10 protein-coding genes are annotated in these 12,994 nt (G+C 63.3%); 7 read left to right on the forward strand and 3 right to left on the reverse strand.

The features are described 5' to 3' along the window. The first annotated feature begins 135 nt into the window (after nt 1-135). Nucleotides 136-1,347 (forward strand): NO-inducible flavohemoprotein, encoded by a 1,212-nt coding sequence (gene hmpA / locus AC1DEL_RS23150; protein WP_092296285.1) that lies wholly within the window; start codon nt 136-138, stop codon nt 1,345-1,347. Between the two features lie 104 nt (nt 1,348-1,451). Next, nucleotides 1,452-2,018, forward strand: a complete 567-nt coding sequence (locus AC1DEL_RS23155) for a TetR family transcriptional regulator (RefSeq protein ID WP_477125933.1) — start codon at nt 1,452-1,454, stop codon at nt 2,016-2,018. Nucleotides 2,019-2,031: 13 nt separating this feature from the next. Here the strand turns inward: AC1DEL_RS23155 and AC1DEL_RS23160 are convergent, their stop codons facing one another. Further along, nucleotides 2,032-3,039, reverse strand: coding sequence for a LysR family transcriptional regulator (locus tag AC1DEL_RS23160; RefSeq protein ID WP_092296823.1), 1,008 nt, complete (start codon nt 3,037-3,039; stop codon nt 2,032-2,034). Nucleotides 3,040-3,267: 228 nt separating this feature from the next. On the opposite strand from AC1DEL_RS23160, the gene AC1DEL_RS23165 reads away from it, so the two are divergent. From AC1DEL_RS23165 to AC1DEL_RS23180, 4 genes are read left to right on the forward strand one after another with little or no spacing between them, the layout of a single operon-like run. Continuing rightward, nucleotides 3,268-4,074, forward strand: a complete 807-nt coding sequence (locus AC1DEL_RS23165) for an alpha/beta hydrolase (RefSeq protein WP_454757817.1) — start codon at nt 3,268-3,270, stop codon at nt 4,072-4,074. Between the two features lie 4 nt (nt 4,075-4,078). Next, nucleotides 4,079-5,299: an efflux RND transporter periplasmic adaptor subunit gene (locus AC1DEL_RS23170; protein ID WP_477125932.1), complete on the forward strand. Its 1,221-nt coding sequence runs from the start codon at nt 4,079-4,081 to the stop codon at nt 5,297-5,299. 4 nt (nt 5,300-5,303) lie between these two features. Continuing rightward, complete coding sequence (locus AC1DEL_RS23175) at nt 5,304-8,468, forward strand: efflux RND transporter permease subunit (protein WP_477125931.1); 3,165 nt, start codon at nt 5,304-5,306, stop codon at nt 8,466-8,468. After that, complete coding sequence (locus tag AC1DEL_RS23180; RefSeq protein WP_477125930.1) at nt 8,455-9,855, forward strand: TolC family protein; 1,401 nt, start codon at nt 8,455-8,457, stop codon at nt 9,853-9,855. The genes AC1DEL_RS23175 and AC1DEL_RS23180 overlap by 14 nt, the downstream gene beginning before the upstream one ends. 5 nt (nt 9,856-9,860) lie before the next feature. Here AC1DEL_RS23180 and AC1DEL_RS23185 read toward each other — a convergent pair whose 3' ends face one another. Then, nucleotides 9,861-10,502, reverse strand: a complete 642-nt coding sequence (locus tag AC1DEL_RS23185; RefSeq protein ID WP_441593089.1) for a TetR/AcrR family transcriptional regulator — start codon at nt 10,500-10,502, stop codon at nt 9,861-9,863. Nucleotides 10,503-10,714: 212 nt separating this feature from the next. Between AC1DEL_RS23185 and AC1DEL_RS23190 the strand changes: the two genes are divergently transcribed. After that, nucleotides 10,715-11,728 (forward strand): tripartite tricarboxylate transporter substrate binding protein, encoded by a 1,014-nt coding sequence (locus AC1DEL_RS23190; protein ID WP_477105428.1) that lies wholly within the window; start codon nt 10,715-10,717, stop codon nt 11,726-11,728. 76 nt (nt 11,729-11,804) lie between these two features. Here the strand turns inward: AC1DEL_RS23190 and AC1DEL_RS23195 are convergent, their stop codons facing one another. Then, nucleotides 11,805-12,695 (reverse strand): serine hydrolase domain-containing protein, encoded by an 891-nt coding sequence (locus AC1DEL_RS23195; RefSeq protein WP_477125929.1) that lies wholly within the window; start codon nt 12,693-12,695, stop codon nt 11,805-11,807. Between the last annotated feature and the right edge of the window lie 299 nt (nt 12,696-12,994).

Here is a 12,994-nt window from a genome sequence, read left to right on the forward strand (position 1 = left end):
CCAGCAGGACCGCAACCGGCCGACGGACGACTCGACCAGCGGCGATGGCATAAGCCTCGCCTCACCGCTCCGCCTCACGTCTCCTATGCTGTTCAAGCGCCTAAGCCGCTTGACCTGCCCCCAAGGAGATCCCCCATGCTCACCCAAAAAACCAAAGACATCGTCAAGGCCACCGCTCCCGTCCTGGCTGAGCACGGCTACGACATTATCAAGTGCTTTTACACGCGCATGTTCCAGGCCCATCCTGAGTTGAAGAACATCTTCAACATGGCTCACCAGGAGCGGGGGCAGCAGCAGCAGGCGTTGGCGCGGGCGGTTTATGCCTATGCGGAAAATATCGAGGATCCGAGCAGTCTGATGGCGGTATTAACCAATATTGCGAACAAGCATGCGAGTCTGGGTGTTCGTCCCGAGCAATATCCTATCGTCGGGGAGCATCTGCTTGCGGCGATCAAGGAAGTCTTGGGCAGTGCAGCGACGGACGACATTATCTCGGCATGGGCGCAGGCGTATGGGAATCTTGCCGATGTGCTGATGGGGATGGAAAGCGATCTGTATGAGCGGTCGGGGGCACAGGACGGGGGCTGGACGGGCTGGCGGCATTTTGTCGTGCGGTCAAAGGACGCGGAAAGCAGCGTTATCACCTCATTCGTTCTGGAACCCGTCGATGGCGGGCCGGTGGTCAACTTTGAGCCCGGCCAGTACACCAGCGTTGCCATCAACGTGCCTGCACTGGGTATGCAGCAGATTCGTCAGTACAGCCTGTCCGATATGCCGAATGGCCGCAGCTACCGGATCTCGGTCAAGCGTGAAGGGGGCGGGCCGCAGCCTGCGGGCTATGTATCGAACCTGCTGCATGACCACGTGAATGTCGGCGATGAAGTCAGGTTGGCAGCGCCTTATGGCAGTTTCCATATCGACGTCAATGCGCGCACGCCCATCGTGCTGATTAGCGGCGGCGTAGGGCTGACGCCGATGGTCAGCATGCTGACGCAGGCGATCCAGGACCCGCAGCGGCATGTAGTTTTCGTGCATGGTGCCCGTAATGGGAGCGTTCACGCCATGCGCGACCGGCTGCGCGAGACGGCTCGGACATTTCCAAATTTCGATTTGATCGTGTTCTACGATGCGCCACTGCCGGAGGATATCGCCAATCACGACTACGATTTTGCCGGGCTAATCGACGTGGCGGCGATCAAGGATTCGATATTGCTGACCGATGCCGATTACTACATTTGTGGCCCGATTCCATTCATGCGGCTCCAGCATGACGCGCTGAAGGGATTGGGCATTCGTGAGTCGCATATTCATTACGAGGTTTTCGGCCCCGACCTGTTCGCCGAATAACCCAAGAAGGCCAGCGAGCAGTGGATCTCGTCATGATTGCTGACTTGAGACTTACGCGCGACAATGCGTGCCATATTGCCAACCGCTGAATCACTGCATGCAACATGGGACACTCGAAGGAGACGAAGGCCTCTACGCGTCAACGCATACTTGCCGTCGCCGCACAGCGCTTCCGCGAGCATGGTTTTTCAGGGATCGGGCTGGCTGAGATCACCCGCGAGGCAGGTATTACGCCGGGGGCGTTCTACCGGCATTTCTCGTCGCGCGAGTCAATGCTGGCCGAAGTCGTCCATATCGCCGCGCGCAGTCTCGATGAGTGGGCTGCAGGATCGCCTGATGCGCCCAGTGCGGTGCGCAATTACCTCAATGCCGCGCACCGGGACGCCCCCGGTGTTGGCTGCCCCTTGGTGGCGCTGGTGCACGACATTGCGCACGCAGACCCGACCACACGCGATGCCTATACGCTCGAGGTGAACCGCGTGCTGGACTTCCTGGAAGGACTCAACAAGGCGGAAGCGCACGCCGATTCACGGGCGATGGCGCTGCTTCAACTCTCCGCCTTCGTCGGTGCGATGGGGTTGTCCCGTGCCGTCAGCGATCCCGCGTACTCGCAAGACCTCCTCGACAACGTGGCGGACGGTCTGGTCCAACTCGCCACGCCGCTGCGCTAGGGACGCTGGCGCCCTACAGCACGGCTTCGTGCTCGTGTGCTATCGCGGGGGCCGCGGCCGGCACGCGAGCGGATGCGCCTGCCAGCGGCATCGCATCGGGACACTTGCCTTCATCCGCCGCCAGCAGCGGGCAGCATTCAAACATCTGCGCCACCCAGTCGACGAACACCCGCACCTTTGGCGCGAGATGCCGGTTCTGCGGATAGATCGCCGCAATCGGAATCGGCCGTGGCCGCCATTGCGGCAATAGCTCCACCAGCGCGCCACTGCGCAGGTGCTCCTTCACCATGAAGCGGGGCGCCTGCAGCATGCCGGCGCCGCTCAGGCCATACGCCACGTAGGCATCGGCGTCATTGAAGCTGACGCGGCCGCGCATCGCCACCTCCACCGGATTGCCGTCCACGATGAAGTTCATGTCCAGCGTGCGCCCGGTGCGGTTGGAGAAGTAATGGATGGCGGTGTGGTGCGCCAGGTCGGCCAGCGTACGCGGGATGCCATGGCGGGCGATATAAGCCGGGCTGGCCACGGTGGCCAGGTGCATGTCGCCCAGGCCGCGCGCTACCAGGCTCGAGTCCTGTAGCGGTCCGACGCGGATCGCGCAATCCACGCCGTCCTGGATCAGGTCCACGAGCTTGTCGCCATAGCCCACCACCAGTTCGATGTCGGGAAAACGCGCGTGGAACGTATGCAGCCGCGGCACGACGATGGCGCGGCCGATGGCCGCCGGCATCTCCACGCGCAGCCTGCCCATCGGCCCCTGACCAGAGCGCGTCATGGCCACCTCGGTCTCGGCAATCTCCGCGAGGATGCGCATGCAGCGCTCGTAATAGTCGGCGCCCTCGGGCGTCAGCCTGAGCTGCCGCGTGGTGCGGTTGATGAGCCGCACGCGCAAGTGCGCTTCCAGTCCCTGGATGATCGTGGTGGCCGACGTGCGCGACAACCCCAGCGCCTCCGCCGCACGCGAGAAGCTGTTCATCTCCACCACGCGCGTGAAGACTTCCATTGCCTGGACCTTATCCATCGTCTTGCCCTTCATTGGTGCGCCGGACCGGAACGCCTGGTGCGTTACGGGCCGGATTGTTCGGTCACGCCAAATTGTGTTCTGGATTATGAACGTTTACCAGAAGTTCGCAATGTACCAGACTTCGTGCATCGCAGCATTTGCAATTCCAGGCAGCCCCTCATGGTCCCGAATGGCCAATCCCCTCCTGTAACGACCCGCGTGGAAAGCGTGCGGATTGCGGGTCACGTGCAGCCGATTCCCTTGCGCATCTACGTGCCGGTCGGACTGGACGTCCGGCCTCCCGTGGTGCTCTACCTGCACGGCGGCGGTTTCGTGCAGGGCAGTGTGGCGTGCGCCGACGCGGCAGCGCGGGCCATTGCCGCCGCCACCCCAGCCGTGGTGATTGCGGTGGGCTATTCGCTGTCGCCCCGGTTTCCGTTTCCTGTACCGCTTGAGGACGGGTATCTGGCAGGGCTTTGGGCCTTGGCCAATGCGGGCACCTACGGCGGTGACGCGCGCCGCATGGGTATCGCAGGTCACGATGCCGGCGGCAACCTCGCGGCTGGCATCGCGGCCATGGCGCGTGACCGCAAGGACCTGACGCTGCTCGCGCAAGCGCTGATTGCCCCGCTACTCGACCCCAGCATGACCCGGCTGGCCGATGGCGGGAGGCTGGTTGGGGCCGATCTCTCGGCGAGCGACTGCGCCATGGCCTATCGCGCCTACTTGCCTGACGTCCTCCAGCACTTGCACCCCTACGTGGCGCCGCTGGAGTCGCGCCGCCTGCAACGGTTGCCGCCCACGCTGATCGTGAGCGCCGCGCGCGACCTCTGCCACATCGAAGGCGAGACCTACGCCAGCGAACTGATTGCGGCGGGCGTGCCGACCGAGACCACCCGCTACGCCGAGGCGTCACACCAGTCGATCGTGACCCATGCCGGCGCGCTGGCCGACGTGGCAGCGTTCTTCGCTCGCCGTCTCCACGCTGCCGAAGCCGGCCCGCGCCGCGCGCAACGAACATCCCATCCACAAAGACACGCTTCGCAGGAGTGAAGTCATGGAACAACGTAGATCCATTTTCCGCCGTCCACCGGTGCTGGCGGGCGTCGGTGCCGTCATGGTGGCAGCCGGGTTGGCAGCCAGTGTGGCGCTGACCGAAACAAGCGCCGCCGCACCGCCGGCCGCCGCTGCGCCCACGGAGGTGACCGTGAAGTCGCTGCAGCCGGAGGACGTGCGCGTCTGGACCAGCTTCTCCGGGCGACTCAAGGCGGTGGACGAGGCGCTCGTGCGGCCCGAGGTGAGCGGGCGCATCGTGGAAGTGAAGGTCCGCGACGGTCAGTCCGTACGCGCCGGCGAGGTCATGTTCGTGATCGATCCGCGGCCGTACGAAGCCGCCGTGGCGCGCGCGAGTGCCGACCTCGCCTCGGCGCGTGCGCGGGCGGAGTTTGCCACCACCGAGTACGACCGCGCCAAGGGCCTGATCGCCGCCGAGGCGATTCCCAAGAGCGTGCACGACCAGCGCGGCAACGAGTACCGCATGGCGCAGGCGGCGGTGCTGGCCGCCAATGCCGCGTTGCGGCAGGCCAGCGTCAATCTCGACTATGCCTACGTCAAGGCACCCATCGCGGGCCGTATCAGTCGTGCCGAATTGACGGTGGGGAACCTCGTGCAACCGGGCCCCAACGCGCCGGTGCTCACGCGTATCGTGTCCAACGATGGGATCTATGCGGACTTCGAGGTGGACGAGCAGAGCTATGTCCGCTCCATCCGCAATCACGCGGACACGCAAATCAAGGAACAGCAGATCCCTGTGGACATGCGGCTCCAGGGCGATGCCGAACACGTCTATCAGGGAAAGATCTACACGTTCGATAACAGCATCGATGTGAACACCGGCACCATCCGCGCGCGAGCGCGCTTTGCCAACAAGGACGGCGCATTAGTGCCCGGCATGTTCGTCTCCATCAGCCTGGCCGGTAGCGGAGACACCCGTGCGCTACTGGTGCCGGACGTGGCGGTGGGGTCCGACCAGAGCAAGAAGTTCGTCTTCGTAGTGGGGCCGGAGAACAAGATCGTCTATCGCGAAGTGACGCTCGGCGCGGGCGTCGATGGCCGGCATATCGTGCTGAGCGGGCTCAACGCGGGCGACCGCGTGGTGACCAAGGGCTTGCAGTTCGTCCGCCCCGATGTCGTGGTCGCCCCGAGGGAGGCCGCTCCCGAGGCGGTGAAGACGGCATCGGCGGGCCCGGCGCGGGGCACGCCGCCCTTGGCGGAGTGACAGCATGAATCTCTCGAAATTCTTCGTCGATCGGCCCAACTTCGCGGCGGTCATTTCCATCATCATCTTCCTGGCTGGGCTGATCGCCATCCCCAAGCTGCCGATCTCCGAGTATCCGGAAGTGGTACCGCCGTCGGTGGTGGTGCGCGCGCAGTTTCCGGGCGCCAATCCGAAGGTGATTGCCGAAACCGTCGCCACGCCGCTCGAGGAGCAGATCAACGGCGTGGAGAACATGCTCTACATGTCGTCGCAGGCCGCCAGCGATGGCCAGATGACGCTCACCGTGACGTTCAAGCTCGGCACCGATCCCGACCTCGCCACGCAACTGGTGCAAAACCGCGTCAATGAGGCACTGCCGCGCCTGCCGGACGTGACGCGCCAGCTTGGCGTCAGCACCGTCAAGAGTTCGCCCGACCTGACCATGGTGGTGCACCTGGTCTCGCCCAATGACCAGTACGACATGCTGTACCTGCGCAACTACGCACGGCTCAACGTGAAGGACGAACTGGCCAAGATCAGCGGCATCGGCCAGATCAACATGTTCGGCTCGGGCAATTACGCCATGCGCATCTGGCTCAACCCGCAAAAAGTGGCCGAGCGCAACATGAATCCCGACGAGGTGGTGGCCGCCATCCGCAAGCAGAATATCCAGGTGGCGGCAGGGGTGATTGGTGCCGCGCCATACGCGAACAACGTCGAGATCCAGTTGCCGGTTAACGTGCAGGGGCGTTTGTCCGATGTCGACCAGTTCGAGAACATCATTGTCAAGCGCGACGGCGGGGTGGTTACCTACCTCAAGGATGTGGCGCGCATCGAGATTGGCGCCAGCGACTACGCGCTGCGCGCACTGCTGGACAACAAGCAGGCGCTGGCACTGGTGATCTTCCAGTCGCCGGGCGCTAACGCCATCGAGATATCGAACAATGTGCGGGCACGGATGGAGGAACTGAGCAAGCGGTTTCCCAAGGGGCTCGAGTACCGCATCGCCTATGACCCCACGACCTTCGTGCGCGACTCGATCACCGCCGTCACGCATACGCTGATCGAAGCCATCGTGCTGGTGGTACTTGTGGTCATCCTGTTCCTGCAGACCTGGCGTGCAGCGATCATCCCGCTGCTGGCGGTGCCCGTGTCCGTGGTGGGCACCTTTGCAGCGATGCATGCGTTCGGGTTCTCAATCAACGCGCTGTCGCTGTTCGGGCTGGTGCTCGCCATCGGCATCGTGGTCGACGATGCCATCGTGGTGGTGGAGAACGTGGAGCGCAATATCGCCACCGGGCTCTCGCCACGCGATGCGACCATCAAGGCCATGAAGGAGGTGACTGGTCCGATTATCGCCATCGCCCTGGTGCTGTGCGCCGTGTTCGTGCCGATTGCCTTCATCAGCGGCCTGACCGGGCAGTTCTATCGCCAGTTTGCGCTGACCATTGCGTTCTCCACGGTGATCTCGGCCTTCAACTCCCTGACACTGTCGCCGGCACTGGCGGCGCTGCTGCTGCGCGGGCACGATGCGCCCAAGGACCGGCTGACGCGCTTCATGGACCGGCTGCTTGGTGGCTTCTTCACCAGATTCAACCGATTCTTCCACCGCAGTTCCGAGGCGTACAGCGGGGGCGTGACGCGCGCGCTGCATCGCAAGCGCGGTTCGATCGCCATCTACCTCGTGCTGCTGGGGGCCACGGTGCTGGGCTTCAGCAAGGTGCCGTCGGGCTTCGTGCCGATCCAGGACAAGGGATATCTGGTCAACCTGATCCAGCTGCCGAATGGTGCCACGCTGGAGCGAACCGAATCGGTTGTGCGGCAAATGACCGACATCGCCGCCAAGGAGCCGGGCTTCCGCAATGCGGTGCAGTTCCCGGGGCTGTCGCTGAATGGCTTCATCAACAGTTCTTCGTCGGCAACCGTGTTCTTCGGCGAGAAGACGTTCGAGGAGATGCGCGAGATCGGCTCGTCCGGTCCGGCCCTGACCGGCGCGCTGCAGCAGAAGTACAGCGCCATCAAGGATGCGTTCATCGCTGTGTTTCCGCCGCCGCCCGTGCAAGGGCTGGGCAATACGGGCGGCTTCAAGCTGCAGATCGAGGATCGGGGCGATGTGGGTTACCTGGCGCTGAGCAAGACCGTCAACACGGTGCTGGAGAAAGCGCGCAAGGCGCCCGAGCTGGCCGGGGTGTACTCCACGTACAACGTCACCACGCCGCAGCTATTTGCCGATGTGGATCGCACCAAGGCGTCGCAACTGGGCATCGACGTGGATGACATCTTCAAGACCATGCAGATCTACCTGGGCTCGCTGTACGTGAACGACTTCAACAAGTTCGGCCGCACGTATCAGGTGATTGCACAGGGCGATGCGGACTTCCGCTCGTCGCGTGATGACATTCTTCGACTGAAGGTGCGCAATGGCGAGGGCAAGATGGTGCCGCTGGGCGCGGTGGTTACGCTGAGCGACACCAGCGGGCCGGAGAGCGCCGCACGCTACAACGGCTATCGCTCGGCCGATATCAACGGCGGCCCGGCGCCCGGTTACTCCACGGGGCAGGCACAAGCCGCGATCACCAAGATCCTGGACGACACGCTGACCGGCGAGATGACGTTCGAATGGACCGAGCTGGCCTACCAGCAGATCCTGGCCGGCAACACGGCGCTGATCGTGTTCCCGATCTGCATCTTGCTGGTGTTCCTGGTGCTGACCGCGCAGTACGAAAGCGTGTTCCTGCCGCTGGCCATCATCATGATCGTGCCCATGTGCCTGTTCTCGGCCATCATGGGCGTGTGGCTGACCAAGGGCGACAACAACCTGTTCACGCAGATCGGCTTCTTCGTACTGATAGGGCTGGCGTGCAAGAACGCCATCCTGATCGGCGAGTTCGCGCGCGAGTTGGAGATCGAGGGAAAGTCCACGTTTGCGGCGGCGGTGGAGGCGGCTCACCTGCGGCTGCGGCCTATCCTGATGACATCCATCGCGTTTATCGCAGGCGTGCTGCCGCTGGTGCTGTCGCACGGTGCCGGTGCCGAGATGCGCCATGCCATGGGGGTGGCGGTGTTCTTCGGCATGATCGGCGTAACGTTCTTCGGCCTGTTCCTGACCCCGATTTTCTATGTGATGGCGCGCGCATTGGAGAAGCGCATCACCAAGACCGAAAAGGTGCATCACCATGTTGAAGCTTAAGCTGATGACGGCGCTGGCGGCTGCGGCGCTGGCGGCCTGCACGGCACCCGTGGGGCCGCAGTCGTCGGGCATCGATCCTGCGCCGCAGTGGACGAAGCTGGAGGACGGAAATGGGGCGGCAAACGCCTATCTGGTGGCCGACGCCGGTGCCGGCGTAGACCAGACGTGGTGGTCGCGCTTCCGCGACCCGACACTCGATACCCTGGTGAGCGAGGCATTGGCCAGCAACAAGGCACTGGCGATTGCCAAAGCCAGGGTGGCGGAGGCCCGCGCGGGCCGCCTGTTGGCGCAATCGGCGCTGGCGCCGCAGGTCAATGCGATGGCCAGCTCCGAGCGCGGCAACCGCGGGTTCGTGACCAATGACCAGGCCGTGACGATCAATCAAGTGGCGATCTCGGCCGCGTGGGAGGTGGACCTGTTTGGCCGCAACCAGGCACGCACGGCACAGGCGGCTGCGGTGCTGCAGTCCGCTGAAGCGAGCCAGCAGGCGGTGCGCGTGGCGCTGCTGGCCGAGGTGGCACGCAGCTATTTCGAACTGCGCAACTTCGCGCAGCAGATTGGCATCACGGAACGCAACCTGGACAGCCAGCGCCGCACACTGCAGTTGATCGAGGCGCAGAAGCAGGGCGCGCTGGCGAGCAACTTCGACGTACAACGTGCCGCCGCACAGGTATCCGCAACGGAGTCGCTGCTGCCTACGCTGCGTACCGGATACGACGGCGCGATGAACAGGTTGTCGAGCCTGCTGGGCCGCACGCCGGGCTCGTTGTCGGCGATGCTTGCCGGAGAGCCGGCCTGGCAACCGCTCGATCCAGGCATCGTTGTCTCGGCCCCGGCAACGGTGCTGGCCACGCGGCCCGACGTGCGTGTGGCGGAGCGCCAGTTCGCAGCGAGCATCTCGGCGCGCAAGGCAGCGGTGGCGGAACTGTTTCCCAACATCTCGCTGACGGCCTTCTTCGGGGCGCAGAGCGCATCGCCGTTCTCATCAACACCGTGGGGGATTGGCGCCGGGCTGATCCAGCCGGTGCTGAACTTCGGTCGCATCCGCTCGCAGATCAACGCGGCCGATGCACGGCAGACGCAGGCCTATCTCGGCTATCAGCAGACTGTGCTCGATGCGCTGGAGGACATGGAGAACGCGCTGTCCGGGTATCTGAACGAGAACGTCAAGAATGCATCGTTGACGGCAGGGGTGGCGCAGAACCGCAAGGCGGCAGAACTGGCGCGCCTGCAATATCGATATGGGTATGTGGGACTGCTCGATGTACTGGTAGCGGAACGGGATCAGCTAGAGGCGGAGTCACGCCAGGCGGCCTCGGATGCGAACTTGCGCAAGGCACTGGTGCGGATCTTTGCGGCGGCTGGAGGTGGCTGGGAAGTGCAGTAGGTAGCTTAGCGCTCCTCTCCCTCAGGGAGAGGAGCAGGGGAGCGGTCGGGCATTTCAATCACCGCCATCAGCTGATCCGCCACGGCATTCAGCAATTCCCTCGATAACTTTGCATCGGACACCGCGCGTGACAGTGTCAGCGCCCCTACGCACGCGCTATACACCAGCATCGCCTTGGCCTGCCTGTTGGCTCCGTCCTCCGGCAGCAGCGACGCAATCAGTTCCACCAACCGCCGCAGCCGATTCGTATACAACGCACGCGATTCCACACCGCTGACACCCGTGTCGTTCAGGAAGGCCGCAATGCCGCAGCTGTTTTCGCGCCGGTCCCGATGCGATTCCCCAAGGTATTCCCGCAACGATCGCCGAAGATTTGCACGCAGGCGCAGGCTCCACTGGTCGGTATCGAGGAACGCCTCGGCCATCGCCTCGCAGACCAGCGCCTCACGTGTGGGAAAGTGCTTGTAGAAGCCGCCCACCGTCAGCCCGGCTTCCTGCATGATGTCCGCTACGCCGATGCCGCGAAGTCCGTGCACGCGGAAACGCTGCGCCGCAATGGTGACAATGCGTGCGTGAGTGGCTTGCCTGGAGGCTTGCGAATGGCCCATGGGAGGAACGACTGGATGAAGGCGGATGCTGCGGAGCATAGCCGATATCGCCACACACTGAACGGCCTCTCACGGTCTCAAGCGGCGACTGCTGGCCGATCGCGCCTTCATGTCCTTCCCGCTCTGCGTTGCCCACAGAGCAACGATCTTGTGTAAGGATTGCTGTATCTCGAACAAAATTTCCGGCCAACAATCCCCTCACAACCGGTTCTCGTATCGATGCGAGAAGGTCTAATAAAGTGGAGGACGAGATGCAAGACCGAGGACACCCCCCCGCCAACCGCTGGATGGCGCTTAGTGCCGTCATCCTGGGGATGACGCTGACCGGCGCACCGGCATCCGCTGCCGACGCGTTTCCCACCAAGCCAATATCGATGCTGGTCGCATTTCCTCCGGGAGGGCCCGCCGATGTGCTGGCGCGGGCCATGCAGCCGGCAATGGCCAAGGCGCTCGGCCAGCCCGTGATCATCGAGAATCTGCCCGGCGCCGGCGGCGCGCTGGCAGTGCAGCGGCTGCTGAGCCGTCCGGCAGACGGCTACACGCTCATCATGGGCTCGCCCAACGAGGCCATCCTGACGCCGCTGGCGCTTGCCAGCGCCAAGTACAAGTCAGAGGAACTAACTCTGCTGGCGCCGGTCTCGAACCACCCACTCGTCGTGATGACGCGCAGCGACCTGCCGTACAAGTCGCTGGAACAGATCATCGCGGCCGGCAAGTCGGCAGGTAGCAATAGCCTGACCTTCGGCAATCCGGGCTACGGGACCATGTACCACATCGTCGCCGAATACATGGCTCAGCTGACCGGCGCCAAGATGCTGCAGGTGCCGTACAAGGGCGCCACGCCAATGCTGGCAGACCTGACCGGTCGCCAGATTGACATGACGATTCTGCCAAACCTCGGTGCCTCCACGCAGTTGCTGGAAACGCACAAGATCAAGGCGGTGGCGGTGCTGGACACGCAGCGCATGCGAACTCTGCCCGACGTGCCTGCCATCTCCGAAACCAGCGTCGCGCGCAAGTCCGAGTTCGTGTATTCGATCTGGCTGGGCGTCATGAGCAAGGCCGGTGTCCCAGCGGAGCGTGCCCGCGTATTGACGGACGCCTCGCAGCAAGCGCTGCGATCGCCCGAACTGATCAAGGCGCTTGAGCTCTCCGGCGTGCAGCCGATGAAGCCACAGACCCTTGCGGCGTCCGCGAAGTTCTACGTCGACGAGACCGAGAGGCTTAGGAAGATGGCCGCCTCGATCAAGCTGACGCCCCAGTAGTTCCAACCCAAAGCGGGCATCCAGGATGGGCAGAGACTGATATCCACTAGACGCCAGGCATGACCGGAGAATGCCCTCAGCGCGTTTTCTCCAGCGCCTCATGTATCTGCTGGACAACGTGCGCCTCGATGTCCCCCTCATTTGCACCCGGCGAGAAAACTGCGCAGCACGCCGTGGCTTCACCAACGGCGCCACGATAGACCGCCACGACACTTCCGGGCCCACATCCGGTATGTCCAGCCACGATCAAGCCGCCTCCGATAGCGCCTCGCATAAGACCCAGAGCGTATCCTGGCGAAATCCAGGGACGCCCGGCGATCGGGCCACCCAGTGCCCGTGTCGACTGCATATCCTGAAGCAAGTTGGCGGGAAGAAGCTCTCCGGCGAGCAGACGATCCAGAAGAAGAGCAGCCTGCGAAACGGGGCCGATCAGCAATCCGTGATAGACCCAGGCCGGATCGTAGTTCAACGAACTGTCGAGGTAATCCCGGTGTATATCTGTGCGCTCCGTTGCGAAACGAGCCGCCGAAATATCGAGAGGCACCAACACCTGCCGCCTGACGGCTTCTTCAAGCGGCTGGTCTGTCGCACGTTCGATAAGCCTTGCTACGAGCATGTAGCCAACATTCGAGTAGCGCCAGGCAGCTCCGGGGGTGTATCGAAGCCGGCGACCATCGAGACGGCGCATCATCTCGTCTGGCGACCATGCCGCTTCATGGTTTGCAATGGCAGCGTGGTACTCGGGAAGCTCGCCATAGTCTGCGAGTCCAGCCTCGTGCCGCAGGAGTTGGCGCAAGGTGAATGCGCTTTCAGGAAGTGAAGTATCCAGGTCGAGCAGTCTGTCTCGCACCAGTGTCAGAGCTGTCGCGGCCAATACTGTCTTAGTAAAACTCCACCATGGTACGGCGGGTTCAAATTGCCCGGGAGGTCTTGGTGATTGGCCGTTGGAGATGACGGAGATCAGCATTGAGCACTCAAGCGGTAGTGGCTGGATGGTGGTAAAGCGTGGAGCAGGCAAGATACACCATCAACCGGTAGCGCCGTCCGCAATGACTGCTCAAACTACGACCTTGACGAAGGAATAGAGGTGATGGAGACGAATGGCAGAGTTCTATTCGCAGAGAGCCCTCTCCATGTCGAGCTGCGCCAACGGTCCGACCGCTATCGCGATTTTTCCCTGTAGGCCGTTGCCGGAACTTTCGAGTCGGGCGTGGGCGAGGGGGATGTCGGCGAGGGAATAGACTGCGCCTAATCGGCGTCGATCAT

The organism is Cupriavidus sp. 10L43_2, from assembly GCF_056395265.1.